The following is a 15,924-nucleotide window of genomic DNA, read 5'->3' as shown; positions in this document are numbered from 1 at the left end:
TAGATATTATTTTCCTTCAGCAGAGCTTTTAATATTTTTTATTAAATCCTGCAATCCGGAACTCGCCAGTCTCTTTTGGGATGATGAGCTATATGTTATAAAAAGACGACTCCCTGAACCATTTTTTTCGAGCTCAATAGTAAGGTGATCATCATAATCACCCCAGTCGGAGCCCATTTTATAATAGCTGCCAGGCATTGAATCCCATTCCTGATGGCTGTCAGTTATTGCGCCAGCTACCCACTCGCCGTCGTTATTCCTTTCTCTGATCGACCTTAACTCATCGTTGGATAAAAACTTATACTTTCGCTTTATTCTGGCCGCTGCCGTATCAACATCAACAGGGATCTTGAAGCTTTTTGAAGTGGATTCTTTTTTTTCTGACTGACGAGGAGTCATGACCTTAGAAGAATTATCTGAGCCATCCCCTCTTAAAGAGCCCATTAACCCTGATGCACCATCACTAATTTTTTTATTTGTTTCTGCTATCTCACTCATACTACAGGCAGTCAGTAAAACAGGTAGTATTAAGGCTAGTCCGACACTCCTCATATTCACTTTCCTCCATAATTTAATAACTTTTGCGCAATGTAACAAGCCGTAAAACCCTGACGCATTGTTCAATGAAAGTCAATAATTCGGGGTTGACGGTTGAGCACATTAATAGAACTACCTCACCTTGATGATGTCATCCAGTCTGGTTGTAAAGGCAGGCGAAAGTCTTTCTCTTCGCATCTTCCAGCCTGTGGCATCACTTTTAATGCCCTGCCCTGCAAACCAGACTGAACCTTTACCTGAGTGATTAATGCTATCGATTAATGTCATCAGCTCTTCGCTGTTTCGATGGGGCTGAAAGTTATCAAAAAGGGTCAATTGAGATACAGCAGCGCTTCGGAAATCAGTGAGCATCACGCCAGCACGTTGATAACGGTGCCCTGGGAGAAATATCGTATCAAATGCCTTTATAGCCGCGTTGATAATATCCCGTGAATCCTGAGCGGGTACAGCAAGCTCTGTTACCGCCTGGTTCTTATAAAACACCTCATTTTCTGAGAAAGGGCTGGTACTAATGAAAACTGCTACCCGTTTACAAAATTGATGCTCTGCACGGAGTTTTTCTGCTGCACGTTCAGCATGAGCGCAAATGGCCTGATGCAGGCTGACTTCGTCAGACGGTTTTTCTCCAAAAGATCGGGAGCATATGATTTGTTCTTTTGGGGCAGTAAATTCTTCTAAACCGAGGCAAGTAGTGCCGTTCAGCTCTCTGACCGTGCGCTCAACAACTACTGAGAACTGTTTACGAATGAATGAAGGTGACAGCTCAGCCAGCTGAAGTGCATTGGTAATGCCCATAAATTGTAATTTTTTACCCAGCTTCCGTCCGATACCCCAGACCTCCTCAACTGGTACTAAAGCCATTAACTTACGCTGACGCTGTCTGTCACTGAGATCTACCACACCTCGCGTTGCGGGCCAGCGCTTACTTGCATACTGAGCCAGTTTGGCGAGCGTTTTTGTAGGGCCTATTCCCACTCCCACAGTCAGATGTGTTCTTAGCTTAATCTGATCACGTATTTGATGGCCAAACACCTCAAGCGATAACAGATTACGCATACCCGTAAGATCACAAAAAGCTTCGTCGATACTGTAAATTTCCACACGCGGAGTCAGTAACTGCAAAATAGTCATCACTCTGTCTGACATATCAGCATTTATGTGGAATGCAATTTAAACAAAAAAAATGAGCAACTATTCCTCATGGACTGAAATCCAGAGCCCCACTTATTCAGCCTTAAATTGCTGCAGTTTACCTCCGCTCAGAGCATAAAGAAGTGAACTGGTAAGACATAGCCGGAAAATCGATTTCCCTGAGAGGGGGTTATCTGCCACGCTTCTTCTGAAGCCCTTAAGCGGGCAATGAGTCTTATCCCTTACCACCCCCTATGCAGGAAAAATGATGATAAAAAAATACAGGATCCCGGGACTGACCGCGGTGGCGCTTCTTCTCATCAGCACCCTCGCCGGTGCCGCAGAGGCGCGCTGGACGTTTGACGGCGATATCCACAACAATTCTCTTGCTGTCAGTCCCGATGAAAAAACGGCGGTGGCCTCCTACAGTGAGCGCCCTGACGTGGTGGTTTACGACCTGGTTAACGGCAAAGTCAGAAAGGTGCTGAAGGGATACGTCACGCCCCGCAATGCGCTTTTCTCCCCCGACGGGAAGGCTGTATATCTTTCAGACAGCAGCCTCGGCGTGGTCAGAAAAATCAGCACCGGGACGCTTGACGTGGAGACCACGCTGCCGCTGGGGGCCGGGGCATTCGGTACAGCCATCAGCCGTGACGGTCAGCGTCTGTATGTGAATAACGAAGCCGCCAGCACACTCTCGGTGTATGACCTGACCCACAACCGGCCCGTTTCGGTTGTGACGGGTTTTGCTCAGCCCCGTCAGGGCATCAAAATCAGCCCGGACGGCAAAACCGTCTACGTCACCAACTTTAAGGGCGATAAAATCACCCTCGTTGACGCCGTAACGGGTGAGATTCGCGGCGAGATAACCGGCTTCAGCAAGCTGCGCGCCATTTCTGTCAGCGCCGACGGCCGCACGCTTTACGCGGCTAACAGCGGGAGCAACACCATCGCAGTGGTTGACACGCAGAAGCGCGCCATTACGGCAACCATTCCCGTGGGGCAGGACCCTTACGGTGCCGCCCTGACACCGGATAACCGCTATGTTTACAGCGGCAACCTGGGTGACAACAGCCTCTCCGTTATTGATACCGCCGCCGGTAAGGTGGTCGCCACTGTTACCGGACTGGATGCGCCCCGTCAGGCCATCGTTTTCAGTAAAGACAGTGCCCGCGCGTGGGTGCTGAATAAAGACCTCAGTATTTCGGTGGTTGACCTGAAACAGAACCGCGTCACGGCCACGATTAAAAGCCCGCCGAAGGCCTGATTCAGTCCCTCCCTCACTCCGGTGCAGTAACAGTCTTTCGCAGGGTGAGGGAGGATAAACCACTTTTACAGATTTATTTTAGCTGAATAACCTGTTTTAAAGATTTACGTCTGCATGCCTATACTGTTTCTGTTTACACAGGAGATCCCGGCATGAACGATAAAATATTTACCCTGCATAACGGAGCACGCCCGCTGAGCGCGCTGAGCAGCCCGAAAGAGGCCATACGTCAGTTCACGCCAAACTGGTTCGCCGCCACCATGGGAACCGGTATCCTGTCGCTGTCTCTGGCGCAGTTCCCCTGGCCGGTTCCGGGATTGCGCCTCGTCGCGGAAGGGCTGTGGATGTTTAACATCCTGCTGTTCAGCGTTTTTGCCGTGATGTATCTGGCCCGCTGGGTCATGTACTTCGGTGAGGCAAAGCGCATCTTCGGCCATTCAACCGTGTCCATGTTCTTCGGCACCATCCCGATGGGCATGGCGACCATCATCAACGGCCTGCTGGCGTTCGGTCTTCCCCGGTGGGGCGCAGACGTCATTCCGGTGGCGCACGCCCTGTGGTGGCTGGACGTGGCGATGTCGCTGCTGTGCGGCGTGTGTATTCCTTACATGATGTTTACCCGGCAGCAGCACAGCATTGACCAGATGACGGCCGTCTGGTTACTGCCGGTTGTGGCTGCCGAGGTCGCGGCGGTCAGCGGCGGCCTGCTGGCGCCGCACATTGCCGACACCCACGCGCAGCTCGGCATCATTATTACCAGCTACGTGCTGTGGGCTTACTCCGTACCGGTGGCGCTGAGCATCCTTGCCATCCTGCTGCTGCGTATGGCCCTGCACAAGCTGCCGCACGAAAGCATGGCAGCCTCAAGCTGGCTGGCCCTGGGGCCGATTGGCACCGGTTCGCTCGGTATGCTGGTCATCGGCGGCGATGCGCCCGGGGTGTTTGCCGCGGCGGGCATGCCGGAAATCGCTCACATCGCGCAGGGCGTGGGGTTCGTTGCCGGCATTCTCTTCTGGGGCTGCGGCCTGTGGTGGATGCTGCTGGCCACGCTGATAACCGTGCGATACTTTCGTGAAGGCATTCCGTTCAACCTGGGATGGTGGGGCTTTACCTTCCCGCTGGGCGTGTACACCGTCGCCACGCTGAAGCTGTCCACCCTCGTTGACCTGGCGTTCTTTAAAGGCTTCGGCGCGCTTCTTGTCGTCATGCTGGCCGCCATGTGGCTGCTTGTCGCTGTGAAGACGGTGCGCGGGGCATGGAGCGGGAAACTCTTTGTTTCCCCCTGCCTGGCAGGCCTGGACCGGAAGTCGTGAGTGAAACCTGCACGTCGCTGCTGGACCCCTTTCTGCGCGAGGAGCGCCTCGCGGCGATTACCGCGCCGCACGTAGCCGCGCTGAATCGCTGGGTCAGCGGGCAGCGTCAGGCCGGCGTGGAACTGCCGTGGTTTGATCCGGCCGACGGCGGGACCGAGGCCGGACTGCTTGTCCTGCTGCAGTCGCCGGCGCGCAGCAGCCCGTCACCCCGGTTCGTTTCGCGAGATAACCCGGGGCCGGCCCAGCAGAATCTGGGGCGGTTTCTGGCGGAGGCCGGTATTGCGCGCCGGGACAGCGTGCTGTGGAATACGGTGCCCTGGGTCAGTGACGGGCCGCAGAAACGGCCCTCAGCGGCGGACATCCGCAGCGGCTGCGCCTGGCTTGAGGGCGTGCTGGCGTATCTGCCCGCGCTGCGCGTGGTGGTGCTGGCCGGTGCCGTAGCGGCGCAGGCCCGCGGGACGGTCAGCTGCCTTCGCCCCGGCGTCACGGTGCTGACTATGCCTCACCCCAGCCCGCTGTCGCTTTGCACAAGCCCGGCAGTGCCGGAAAACATCCGCCAGGTGCTCCGCGAGGCACGCACTGCGCTGGCGGGCTGAGAGCGCCGCCGGAATAATACTGACAGGTTTTGCAACCGGCTCTATACTCACAGTACAGGGTGATGGCGTTCCACCCTTCCCAACCGCTCCGTTCAGGAGCTGATGACGCCTGATGTGACTCTTGATTTTCAGGAGGTGCGTCAGGCCGTCCTTACTTTCCTCCCGGCCTGCGTACTTCCCTCTATGGGGAGAGACCTGTGATACACGTTTTTGGCCACATTAATCCTGACAGCGACGCCATCTGCACGACCGTCGTCACCGCACACTGGCTGACCGGGCGCGGAATGGATGCCCGCGCATGGCGTCTCGGCGAGGCTAACCGGGAAACCCGCTTTATCTTTGACGCCGCCGGCCTCACGCTGCCGCCGCTGCTCGCTTTTCCGCTAAAGGATGAACGGGTCTGGCTGGTCGATTTCACCGAACCGGCACAGGGGCCTGACGACCTGCTCCGGAGCAACGTCGTGGGCATCACTGACCACCACCGGCTGGGCGGGCTGATAACGCAACTGCCGCCGGAGGTACATATTCGCCCGGTTGGCAGCAGCGCCACGCTGCTCTGGCTGCTGATGGACGCAGAAGCGCGCCGCATGCTGCCCCCGACGCTCGCCGTGCTTCTGCTGGGCGCACTCCTGAGTGATACCGTGAATCTTCGCTCGCCGACCACCACCGAAGACGATATCCGTTCGGCGACCGAACTGGGCGCACTGTCTGGCGTAAACCGCAGAGCCTTCGCCCGTGACCTCCTCACCGCAAAAACAGACGTCAGCGGCCTCAGCGCACAGCAGCTGCTGGACAGGGACCTCAAGGCCTTCGTCATTGCCGGCACCGACGTGCGCATAGCCCAGATTGAGGTCAGCTCACCGTCACAGGTTGCCCCCGTGATGAACGACCTGCTCGCAGCACTGGCGTATCTGGCAGACCAGTCGGGAGCTGGCCTGGCGGTGCTGATGCTGACCGACATTCGTACCGGGTTCTCAACGCTTTACTTCGCCGGGCGGGAGAGCGTTAACGTCGCCTCCTGCTCCGTACCGGGCATGCTCAGCCGCAAAAAGCAGCTTCTGCCGTGGCTTGAGTCCCGCCTTAACCAGAACGGAGGTTCATTATGACCTGCTACACCCACGCACTGATACTTGTGAACGATAAAAACGACGGCACTCTTCTGCTGAAACGGGCGGTCGCGCTGGCGCAGCCGCTCGGCATGAAAATCACCCTGGCGCACATCAGCGACGACTACCGGGAGATGAACTACGTGTCTGACAGCCTGATGGACGACGTCGTGTCGGAGGAGGTGCTGAAAGGCAAAGCGTTTATGAGTGAGCTGGCGGCCTCCGTGCCTGAGACGGTAGACACTCGGGAGCTGGTGACCATGCGCCGCGTTGAGGACGTGGAGAAGTGCATCGCGGAGCTGGGCGTGGACCTCGTGCTTGCCGGGCACCGAAACCGCTTTATGGGAATGCTCACCTCCCGCTCGGCGGACTACATCAACCACCTTACGGTGGATGTGCTTATCACTCACCTGACTGACTGAACCGGGAGAAACACCATGCGCTTTACACTGGATAACGTAACCGCCCGTGAAATTCTTGACTCGCGCGGCAACCCCACCGTTGAAGTTGAAGCCCGGACTACGGACGGGATGATGGCGCGCGCCTCGGTGCCTTCCGGGGCCAGTACCGGCTCGCGCGAGGCCGCAGAGCGCCGCGACGGTGACGCACACCGTTTTGGCGGTAAAGGCGTGCTGGATGCCGTCAGGGCGGTTAATACGGAAATCTGCCAGGCCGTGCGCGGCAGCGACGTGCGCGAACAGCGTCAGCTGGACAACATCATGCTGGCGCTGGACGGCACGGAGAACAAGAGTCGCCTGGGTGCCAATGCCATTCTGGGCGTGTCGCTGGCGGTGGCCCGGCTGGCGGCACAGGCCTCCCACGAGCCGCTGTGGCGCTACCTGGGTGGCCTGCAGGCGAACCTGCTGCCCGTGCCGTGCATGAACATTATCAACGGCGGCGTGCACGCCCGCGGTCAGGGCGCGGACTTTCAGGAGTTCATGATAGCCCCGCACGGCGCACCCACGCTGCGCGAGGCCGTACGTCAGGGCAGCGAGGTCTACCAGGCGCTGCGCCAGATCCTGCTGGACAACAACCTGTCGGCGGCAGTGGGCGACGAAGGCGGTTTTGCGCCCGCCGTGTCGTCAAACCGCGACCCGCTGGCGTTTATCGTACAGGCCATTGAGAAAGCCGGATACCGGCCCGGAGAAGACATCAGCATCTGCATGGACCCTGCCTCAAGTGAGTTTTTCGCAGACGGCAAATATCATCTGCGCACCGAGGGCAGCGCGCTGAGCGCGGCGGAAATGACGGCATACTACGGCGAGCTGATGGACCAGTTTCCCGTCATCCTGCTGGAAGACGGCCTGGCCGAGGACGACTGGGCGGGCTGGAAGCATTTGCACCGGCAGCTTGCGGGCAGGGCCGAACTGGTTGGTGACGACCTGTTTGTCACCAACGTGAAGTATATCCAGCGCGGCATTGACGAAAACCTCGCCAGCGCCGCACTGATTAAACTCAATCAGATAGGCTCGCTCAGCGAAACGCTGGACGCCGTGGCGCTCTGCCAGCGGCACGGCTGGGGCGCGTTCATGTCCCACCGCAGCGGGGAAACCACGGACACGTTCCTTGCCGACCTGACGGTGGCCCTGCGCGCGGGACACCTGAAAACCGGCGCGCCGTGCCGCGGCGAACGCGTGGAAAAGTACAACCAGCTGATGCGCATTGAGCAGGCGCTGGGTGACGATGCGCACTACGCGGGGCTTCATGCGTTTGTGCGCCGCACGTAGCACATCCGCCGGACGGTCCCCGTCCGGCACAGAAGGAATGCCTGTGGCCTCTGCAACGCTGATCCTTTTGCGTCACGGCGAAAGCCAGTGGAACCGGGAAAACCGTTTTACCGGATGGACAGACGTGCCGCTGACGGTCAGGGGGCGGCAGGAGGCCGACCGGGCCGGTGACGCGTTGCGGGCAGCGGGCCTGATGCCCGACCGGGTCTTCACCTCGGTGATGACACGCTGCGTTCACACGGTCTGGCGGGTGCTGGACCGTCTTGACCGCAGCTGGACGCCCGTGGAAAAGAGCTGGCGACTGAATGAGCGCCACTACGGGGCGCTGCAGGGGCTGAACAAGGACGACGCTGCCCGGATAATGGGGGAAGAGACTGTCCGGCTCTGGCGCAAAAGCTTCAGCGGCATTCCGCCCGCGGACGCGGAGGCTCCGGCGCAGCTGCGTCGGGATCTGCGCTACCGCCGCGTTGCGCTGGCCGACCTGCCTGCAACGGAAAGCCTGGAAATGACGCTGCGCCGCGTCATGCCGTACTGGCAGCATGCTGTGGTACCGCAGTTACGCTGCGGAAGTTCCGTTCTGGTTGTGGCGCACGGCAACACGCTGCGCGCCCTGACCGCCTTCCTGGACGGCATGCCTTACGACAGCGTGGCACAGCTGCACATCCCGACCGGCGTGCCGGTCGTATATCAGATGGATGCGGCCGCCCAGGTCGTGTCCCGTGATGTTCTGAATATTAAAAAAAAGGAGTGAACGTGAATCAGCTTTTTGCCGTCATCACCGGCGGTGCTTTAGGGTGTGTTATCCGCTGGCAGCTGGGCGCGCGCCTGAATGCGCTTTTTCCGGACCTGCCGCCGGGGACGCTGCTGGTCAACCTGCTGGGTGGATTTATCATCGGGGCGGCCCTGGCGTATTTTCTGCGCCATCCCGGCCTCGATCCGGCCTGGCGGCTGCTCATTACCACCGGGCTGTGTGGAGGAATGACGACCTTCTCCACATTTTCAGCTGAGGTTTTTGCCCTGCTGCAGTCAGGCAGCTATGCCTGGGCAGCCGCCTCGGTGCTGATACACGTGCTGGGTTCGCTGGCCATGACGGCGGCCGGATTTTATATCATGACGCTGTGTGGTTAACCCGGACCGTACGGCCTTTAATCCAGGCGAGACCTCAGTGCAGCGACCGCTGCACTGAGGTCAGACAGTTCAGTATATTGTTCAGAAGCGCTCTCTGCGGGCCTGACCCGACAGGGTTTACGCCTGTAATGCTTCTCGTAAATCCGGGGCACTGTCGTGACAGAGTTTCAGGTCTGTCTGTTCTGGTAAAGGTCCCAGCGATTGCCATAGATGTCCTCAAACACGACAACCATTCCGTATTCTTCCTCCCGCGGCTCCTGACAGAAGTGGACGCCTTTTGCATTCATAGCATTGTAGTCGCGCCAGAAGTTGTCGGTCTGCAGGAACAGAAAAACCCGTCCGCCGCACTGATTGCCGATAAAGCCTTCCTGCCGATCGTTCGACGCGCGGGCAAGAAGAATAGCACAGTCGCTGTCAGGGTCCGGCGTCACCACGACCCAGCGCTTACCCGGCTGCGGCGTGTCCTCAATCAGGGTAAAGCCCAGCTTATCGGTGTAATACTCAATTGCACGATCGTAGTCATCGACCACAACAGCCACATACCCCATACATCGCTTCTGTTTTCTCATCTGCTGCTCCATCAGTTACGGCATCACGCCCGCTATAATCAGATTTATATCAGATACGACGTTCGGTCGTCTGTACTGACTCTGCGCTGACACCCTCAGGCCGGACATTGTAAGCATCTGATCCGTCAGGATTGTGGATCCAGTCTTGTAAGAACCCGCTCAACCTTTTCAGCATCCTGCTCCAGTATGGATCTCTCATCGGGAGTGAGCGGAACCTCTTCGAGGTAACGCCGGATGGATGCTTTACTCTCCATTATCAGCCCGCGCGCGCTGTCTTTAAGCAGGTTAAAATCGCAGCCGATGCAGGCCATCCGGTGCTGACAGCTGCTCCAGAAAGGGTTCGTGCAGTATGAGTCACCCAGATCATAGTACGTCGCGGGTCCGGTCAGACTGGCGGCTTCCGGATCGTGGTCAATCAGCACGCTTATCATATGAGAGACCCTGTCGGCTTTGACGAACGAAGCGGCCAGCTGAGTCGGACGTATACGAATATAATGCAGGGTTGACTGTGGGGATGAATGGCCGGACCACTGCATCAGCTCATGTAAAGACATCCCCCCGGCAACACTGGCCAGTGCTGTAACGGCAGAAGCACGGCCGCGGTGGCTGGTAATGGGACCGCGTGAATCTTCCACAGACATACCCGCTCTGGCGCAGAGAAGCGGAATGACAGTGAGATTTATTATGTTTCTTCCCACCGGTTTACCCCGGTTCTGAAACAGATAACGAACTTTTTCACCGGTGCGTTCATCCGTAAATGCTGCCTGCTCCTGAGGACGCTCACTGAGCCAGATATCGACATATTTTTTCACAACAGACGAGACTGGCTTAACAAAAGCTTTAGACGTTTTGCCGGCTGGTACGCTGAGATAGCACAGAGTACCGGCCGGGACAGGGCTGCTGTTTTCCTGCAGAATGTCATCCACCTGTGGGGTAACGCAGTTCATTGTCAGGCGCAACAGCTCGTTCTGTCGCAGCCCGGCATGCGTCCAGATAACCGCCATAGCCTGAAGCATAGACAGGGGATAATGAATTTCGCTCAGCAAATCTTCCTGACGCAGGTTCAGACTCGCCCAGACCAGTCTGAGCCAGACCGGATCATCAATAACGCGGGGGCTCACGCCCTGACGAAACAGCGGTGTATCAGGCGTGGACAGATGGCGGGCCGGACTGAACTTTAATCGCCCCCATCCCCAGCTTTCATAATCAAGCATAAAACGGCGAATGGCATAAACAAACCGGCTGCGGGAATGCGGCATCAGGGGTTCTCCTGAGCGTTTTGATTGTCTGCCCCCTTTCTTTGTATCCAGTGACAGCTCGTCTACTTTCAGTCTGCCGACCATTGCAATAAAGCTGGCGCAGGTTTCCATTGTCCAGTCAGAGGGCTCGCATATTTCCGGCTTTTCCCGGGCAAGCCACAGGCCACAGCGGAGAATAAAACTGTACTGAGTTTCTCTGGAGCGGGGGCGGAGTACCGACGTTTCCCGCCACATCCGGCACCACCGCGCCCAGTCAGGTGCGATACCTTGTGTTGGCTTTTCATGCCATTCCTGATAGTTACGCATTCTCAGGGGGCTCTCTATAATTCCCATAGCAGCAAGCGCACAGGATATTTTCCCCGTAGCTCTTGCGATTCCCCGGTCGTGGCAGTTCTGCCCCCGCCACAGGAGGTCTGTCGTAAAAGTTTCAAGACGCGGGTCGTTGTTCATCAGCATCAGTACACCCAGCATACCGGACATATTGTGCTTCTGATTCTGCCCGGCATATCCCATTGAGATCAGAACGTCTGTCAGCCGGTTAATTTCATGACTGACAATACTCCGGCCATATATAGCACTGGCGTACAACGACGGTGCGCCATGCACTGGCAGGCTGAGCGGAGAAGAAAACGGACCGAGATGAAAGGCAAAAGCAGCAAGCAGGGGCCTGCCGGAACAGTGTTGCTCACAGAGCGTTAACCATCTTTCCTGCGTCCACTGCCAGCAGGGCTGACCCGACCGGTGCGTTTCTGCAAGAACGGCAAGGAGGGTAATTCTGGCAAGTCTGACACTGATACTGCTTCGTGAGGCAATGTCCTGCAGAGGCAGCAGCAAATATGGCAGGGAATCTGGCCGATCGAGCGCAGCAGACCGCCGGTAGCCTGTACGTATCGCGTCTTTTTCCTCAGGACTCAGCGCATCGCTCAGCTGATAATCTGTGCGTTTGAAAGGTATATAAGTGACTGTGTTTTTTTTTCCACTCATCAGTAAGCCCCCGCCTGAAAAATAAGGCCAGCGATTTTCCTGTCGGTTTCAGCTACGGCTGCGGTTATCCGGCCAGACAGATCGGACCCTGACAGATGGATATAAATCTGTGTGGTGCGCGGATCTCTGTGTCCAGCATAAGTCGCCAGCTCATGCAGCTTCCAGCCGGCCCGAGCCAGATGGGTCAGGCGAAGATGGCGAAAGGTGTGGGTTGTAATCTGTGGAAGCCCCGTATCCAGAGCCCATCTGCGCACGGTTTTACTCCAGCTCCACACAGAAAGAGGAGTGCCGTAATTACGATCAGAAAATGAACGGAACAACGCCCCCTGTGTCCGGCCAGCCCGCTTCAGCTGCCGGAAAAGGTTTGCCAGTACCGGCGTAATGTCCGGACCATAGCACACAACCCTTTCACGCCGGCTTTTCGTTGTTTCCGGGCGGATACGGATCAGGCGATGAGCAGGGTCGATATCCTCAAGCGTCAGGGCTGTCACCTCTGCACGGCGGAGTGCACCAAAATAGGCCAGTGCGAGCATCAGCCGGTCCCGCAGGGAAGCAGCTGAAACATGTTTAAGAAATCTCAGCCATTGTTCATTGTCAGGTATTACAGGTAAGCGGGTGATACGCGGGACAAGCCCCCGCCCGGTATAAATGGCACCCGGTAAACCCGCGCGGGGTAGCGGATTGAGACTGCATATATCCTGATAAACAAGAAAGTCATACCAGAGACGGATAGCAGACAGGCGCAGCTGGAGCGTGGCACTGGCCGCAGGGTAAGGCATGCCAGGCAGCTGAGGGCGGATGTAGGCGGCGAGGTCTTCAAACCGGGCTTTTTCAGGTTCAATTTCGTTCTCGCTGCAGAACGAAAAGTAATGATGAAGGGCGCTACGGTAGGCGGTGAGTGTGCCCTGCGCCCGCCCGAGATCGGATAACAGTTTCAGCCAGCGCTCTGCCAGCAATAGGCTTTGTTCATTCGGTGGGATCAGCATCGTGTTCTCCTCTGACAGCAATATCGCTGCTCAAAGTTTACTCACTCAATGTTGCATTCCACTTAACTTACTATAAGCTGTAATTACTTGAAAATGCTAAAACTCCCTTTCTCTCAGCCTCACGACCAACCTTGAACCAGGGATCGCCCATTTTTAACCCAAGTGATTTTGCTGCTGAGGAGCGGGCTATTATGCAGCCATCGTTATTAGACAGCACCACCACAGGTTTGCCACGGAGATCGGGTCTGAAAACCGTCTCGCAGGAAGCGTAAAATGAGTTAACATCGACCAGGGCGAACACTATTAAGCGTCCCTGAACTTGAATGAATGCACAAGATGGCGTACCACACCGAAGACAACTGTTTCGATGTCATCAGTCAGGGGTATTGCTGAATATGCGGGATTAGCTGGCACCAGGGCAGGAGAGGGCAACAACTGCAGTCGTTTACAGGTAAATTCTCCATTTACAGCTGCAATGACAATATCACCGTGCTTGGCCTCACGAATACATTCAACTATAAGTAAATCTCCGTCTCTGATGCCGGCGTTACGCATTGAGTCACCTTCTGCCCGCACCAGGTAGGTGCTTTCCGGATAGCGAATACAAAGGTCATCAAGGGAAAGACGCTTTTCGACATAATCCTGAGCAGGAGAAGGGAACCCACATGAAACCCCATCACCAAACAACGGAACGCATGCCAATGATGAATTGCTGCCTGTAAGTCTGGCGATCGCTGCCATCATCAAAAGCGGGGTGCTTGCTGAATTTTTCTGCGAACTTTTATCCCAACACATCGTCTGTTCTAAAGGTATTGGCATAACTCGCCCCCCTCAACTTATACTGTTTATAAATACAGTATAATAATTCATTTTCAACGATGACAAGCTGTAACTATCTTGAAAACAGTAACCTGATGAGTATTAAAGAATTAATCAGCGTTCACAGTTAGGTATCATGGATGTTCGTAATTGCTCAAAAATTCCGCTATAGTCGGATGTACACTCCCTTAAATAGGAGATAAATATGTTTAAGACTCAAGATGAACGAGCTTGGCAGCGGGGTTATTCATTAGCCCAATTTTGGAAGAAAATCAAAAGGCAATTTTTCCGTCTTGACCGCCGATGTGTTAGCTGGGCCATGAGCCGTAATATGCCAAAATGGGTAGGACGCCTACCAACCGCAGGGTTGCTTATTTTGTCTGTGATCGCTCTAACTCTGGGCGGTTTTGTGATTGTATCCTCGGTGCTAGTTTTTTGCGGCCTCGCCATAGCGAGTTCTTTTGTGAAGGGTGGGGTATCCAGCACTGCGGATAAAACTGACAGCAGTGACTACGCTATGGAAAGCGCTCGTCATGGTCAATACGATGCGCCTTACCAACCACCAGGGGAGGATTGAAGTCACGGTGGCTCTCATCACCGCCGTGACGTTCTTTATTATCTCGTAGTTTTGCTGGTTATCGTATTAGCCGCTGCATCACCTAATTTTCCTCCGCTATTCTGAGCTGTCTCAGTACCTTTTTGGATTGCGTTGCTCAAGGCTACAGCGACGTTTACCCCTGCCCATGATAATGCCCCTAACCAAACAGCAGGTAGTACGAGAAACATAGTGCCCATAACCAGATTCATAATCAGGTCATCGGTACTGTTCTGCAGCCCTGCCATATTAAAGCGGCTGTGAGTGTCTGAACTGTACAATGCAGTTAACAGCCAGCTGTCCAGCCATCGGGCCAGTTCCCACCAGAACGTGAGGAAGTTCAGGGCGAACATCACAAAGGTCAGCGTAATAACGGTCTTGAACTCGTAAGCAGCAAACGCCAGGATCAGCGGTAACATGACATAGACTGCCATCAGCAGGATGGCCTGCACCATCGGCAGCGCCTGCCGCATCGCATCGAACGCCGGGAATGCGGCCAGACTGCCCAGAGAGGCCCCGGCAACAGAGGCCACACGCGCCGCGGCATTATCAAGGGTAAAATCAGCGTTGCCGCCATAGCCGGCATACACATGCCCCGTCTGTGAGACCGTCAGGCTTTCCGGGCTTACCAGGCGACGGATGACGGCTTCCTGGTAGTCACTCTCATTAAAGCCTGACATTTTCATGGCGGCCGAGATGCGCAGCCACATATCCGGGTCAGCTTGGTCCTTCACGCGGGCTTTCAGACCGGTATCCGCACTGCTCCACCACTCGCTGCAGGTGGGATACCCGCCTCTGCCGGTATTGGGCCGGCCGCTGTCCCGGCTGTCGGCCCACGGGAACGCTGCCCGGGGCAGTTTCGACTGCAGTGAGGGATAGTACCGGCTCAGGAAGGTACTGCTGCCGATCCATTCGATATCACGCAGTGTGCTTTTGTCCTTTGTCTGCCCCTGGTCCTGCTGCTTCCAGAGATAGAGCGCGACGGAGTAACAGTCGTTGGTGAAGTCCTGCAGCTCCTGCGCCAGCGCTTTGTTATCGATGCGCGTGTGCTGCACCTCAAAGCGGATTTGCCGCATGTCCGGCCGGCAGGGGATGGTCGCCACGGCCGCCTGGGTGACCCCTTTTGAGAGTTTATGAATCAGCACCCACCACACCGGTGCTGCGGCCGTCTGGTCGTTGAGACTGGAGACCACGCCGGCATAACCGCTTTCATCCGGCGCTTTCGGGGTCCAGACGCCACAGGTTTTAGCCCGGGTCGTGTCGTACTGCATTGTGCTGAGGCTGACGTTAATCAGCGGCACACAGCAGGCAATCATCACCAGGAACCCGGCATACAGCGCGTTTTCAATACGGGGCAGCGACAGCATCCCCTTGTTACCTTCATCCTCCCCTTCTTCACGAACCCGCATCCAGATACCCACCACCTTAAAGGCCAGTGGCAGAACAAAAAGGCCGGTACCCAGCAGGACGTTCCACAGGCCATTGTTGATGACCCAGCCGAGCAGCGTGAGAAAATACTCAAGATAGCTGTTTGTTGTCATCGTCAGACTCCCGGACCGGTAAACATCGCGTACTCACATAACGCGATAAAAAGCACACTGACCACGCTGATGCGTAGCAGCGGCCGCCGGAACTCCTCCCGAAAACCCGGCGCATGCCGGATTTTCCAGAGGCCCCAGGCAACCAGCGCATACAGCGCCAGTCGCCATAACAGCCAGCCGTAACGCGTCGACTGCATCCAGCGCCGGAATGCAGCAGCCTCCCCCGGATGTTTCATGGCGGTGTCAGCCACCATCAGCGAGACCACCATGAACAGCGCCATGCAGGCCAGAAAGATGCCGGTGCGGGTCAGGACTTTCCTGACAGTCATTTTATTGTGCATGCCT

Annotated in this window: 17 protein-coding genes, 1 pseudogene and 1 riboswitch; of the genes and pseudogenes, 9 read left to right on the top strand and 9 right to left on the bottom strand. The window is 56.2% G+C overall.

Going from position 1 to position 15,924, the window contains the following annotated elements; genetic code table 11:
• Positions 1-6: 6 nt before the first annotated feature.
• Together EHV07_RS01955 and umuC are read right to left on the bottom strand one after the other, a co-directional pair.
• Positions 7-552 (bottom strand): hypothetical protein, encoded by a 546-nt coding sequence (locus EHV07_RS01955; protein WP_147194369.1) that lies wholly within the window; start codon positions 550-552, stop codon positions 7-9.
• A 117-nt stretch (positions 553-669) separates the two neighbouring features.
• The gene (umuC, locus tag EHV07_RS01950) at positions 670-1,689 is read right to left on the bottom strand and encodes a translesion error-prone DNA polymerase V subunit UmuC (RefSeq protein ID WP_254446297.1); all 1,020 of its coding nucleotides are present in this window, start codon (positions 1,687-1,689) and stop codon (positions 670-672) included.
• Between the two features lie 268 nt (positions 1,690-1,957).
• On the opposite strand from umuC, the gene EHV07_RS01945 reads away from it, so the two are divergent.
• The 8 genes from EHV07_RS01945 to crcB all read left to right on the top strand — a co-directional run bounded on the left by EHV07_RS01945 (position 1,958) and on the right by crcB (position 8,826).
• Positions 1,958-2,956 (top strand): YncE family protein, encoded by a 999-nt coding sequence (locus EHV07_RS01945; RefSeq protein ID WP_085016771.1) that lies wholly within the window; start codon positions 1,958-1,960, stop codon positions 2,954-2,956.
• 152 nt (positions 2,957-3,108) lie between these two features.
• Complete coding sequence (locus tag EHV07_RS01940; RefSeq protein WP_085016770.1) at positions 3,109-4,269, top strand: TDT family transporter; 1,161 nt, start codon at positions 3,109-3,111, stop codon at positions 4,267-4,269.
• Entirely contained in the window at positions 4,266-4,865 is a 600-nt protein-coding gene (locus EHV07_RS01935) for a uracil-DNA glycosylase family protein (RefSeq protein WP_147194364.1), read from the top strand. The genes EHV07_RS01940 and EHV07_RS01935 overlap by 4 nt, the downstream gene beginning before the upstream one ends.
• A 49-nt stretch (positions 4,866-4,914) precedes the next feature.
• Positions 4,915-4,984: riboswitch (Fluoride riboswitch) on the top strand.
• A 78-nt stretch (positions 4,985-5,062) separates the two neighbouring features.
• Entirely contained in the window at positions 5,063-5,971 is a 909-nt protein-coding gene (locus EHV07_RS01930; RefSeq protein ID WP_085016768.1) for a DHHA2 domain-containing protein, read from the top strand.
• Positions 5,968-6,393, top strand: a complete 426-nt coding sequence (locus EHV07_RS01925; RefSeq protein WP_085016767.1) for a universal stress protein — start codon at positions 5,968-5,970, stop codon at positions 6,391-6,393. The genes EHV07_RS01930 and EHV07_RS01925 overlap by 4 nt, the downstream gene beginning before the upstream one ends.
• A gap of 15 nt (positions 6,394-6,408) precedes the next feature.
• On the top strand, positions 6,409-7,698 hold the full coding sequence (gene eno / locus EHV07_RS01920; protein ID WP_085016766.1) for a phosphopyruvate hydratase: 1,290 nt from the start codon (positions 6,409-6,411) through the stop codon (positions 7,696-7,698).
• Between the two features lie 43 nt (positions 7,699-7,741).
• Complete coding sequence (locus EHV07_RS01915) at positions 7,742-8,449, top strand: 2,3-diphosphoglycerate-dependent phosphoglycerate mutase (protein WP_085016765.1); 708 nt, start codon at positions 7,742-7,744, stop codon at positions 8,447-8,449.
• Between the two features lie 2 nt (positions 8,450-8,451).
• Positions 8,452-8,826, top strand: coding sequence for a fluoride efflux transporter CrcB (crcB, locus tag EHV07_RS01910; protein WP_010260804.1), 375 nt, complete (start codon positions 8,452-8,454; stop codon positions 8,824-8,826).
• A 167-nt stretch (positions 8,827-8,993) separates the two neighbouring features.
• Here the strand turns inward: crcB and EHV07_RS01905 are convergent, their stop codons facing one another.
• The 5 genes and pseudogenes from EHV07_RS01905 to umuD form a co-directional block, all read right to left on the bottom strand.
• Entirely contained in the window at positions 8,994-9,395 is a 402-nt protein-coding gene (locus EHV07_RS01905; RefSeq protein ID WP_147194361.1) for a VOC family protein, read from the bottom strand.
• Between the two features lie 125 nt (positions 9,396-9,520).
• Positions 9,521-11,638, bottom strand: coding sequence for a tyrosine-type recombinase/integrase (locus EHV07_RS01900; protein ID WP_110412210.1), 2,118 nt, complete (start codon positions 11,636-11,638; stop codon positions 9,521-9,523).
• Complete coding sequence (locus tag EHV07_RS01895; RefSeq protein WP_147194358.1) at positions 11,638-12,624, bottom strand: site-specific integrase; 987 nt, start codon at positions 12,622-12,624, stop codon at positions 11,638-11,640. The genes EHV07_RS01900 and EHV07_RS01895 overlap by 1 nt, the downstream gene beginning before the upstream one ends.
• A gap of 73 nt (positions 12,625-12,697) precedes the next feature.
• A pseudogene (locus tag EHV07_RS01890) lies at positions 12,698-12,925 on the bottom strand (DNA polymerase V subunit UmuC); the annotation flags it as partial.
• A 2-nt stretch (positions 12,926-12,927) separates the two neighbouring features.
• Positions 12,928-13,365, bottom strand: coding sequence for a translesion error-prone DNA polymerase V autoproteolytic subunit (gene umuD / locus EHV07_RS01885; protein ID WP_228744752.1), 438 nt, complete (start codon positions 13,363-13,365; stop codon positions 12,928-12,930).
• 283 nt (positions 13,366-13,648) lie between these two features.
• Between umuD and EHV07_RS01880 the strand changes: the two genes are divergently transcribed.
• Positions 13,649-14,020, top strand: coding sequence for a hypothetical protein (locus tag EHV07_RS01880; protein WP_147194353.1), 372 nt, complete (start codon positions 13,649-13,651; stop codon positions 14,018-14,020).
• Positions 14,021-14,058: 38 nt separating this feature from the next.
• Here the strand turns inward: EHV07_RS01880 and EHV07_RS01875 are convergent, their stop codons facing one another.
• Both EHV07_RS01875 and EHV07_RS01870 read right to left on the bottom strand, forming a co-directional pair.
• On the bottom strand, positions 14,059-15,579 hold the full coding sequence (locus tag EHV07_RS01875; RefSeq protein WP_147194350.1) for a conjugal transfer protein TraG N-terminal domain-containing protein: 1,521 nt from the start codon (positions 15,577-15,579) through the stop codon (positions 14,059-14,061).
• A gap of 2 nt (positions 15,580-15,581) precedes the next feature.
• The gene (locus tag EHV07_RS01870) at positions 15,582-15,920 is read right to left on the bottom strand and encodes a hypothetical protein (protein WP_048330691.1); all 339 of its coding nucleotides are present in this window, start codon (positions 15,918-15,920) and stop codon (positions 15,582-15,584) included.
• Positions 15,921-15,924 lie beyond the last annotated feature (4 nt).

The sequence above is a fragment of the Pantoea sp. CCBC3-3-1 genome (genome assembly GCF_007981265.1).
Lineage (GTDB): Bacteria > Pseudomonadota > Gammaproteobacteria > Enterobacterales > Enterobacteriaceae > Erwinia.
This window is presented reverse-complemented; position numbering and strand designations above follow the sequence as displayed.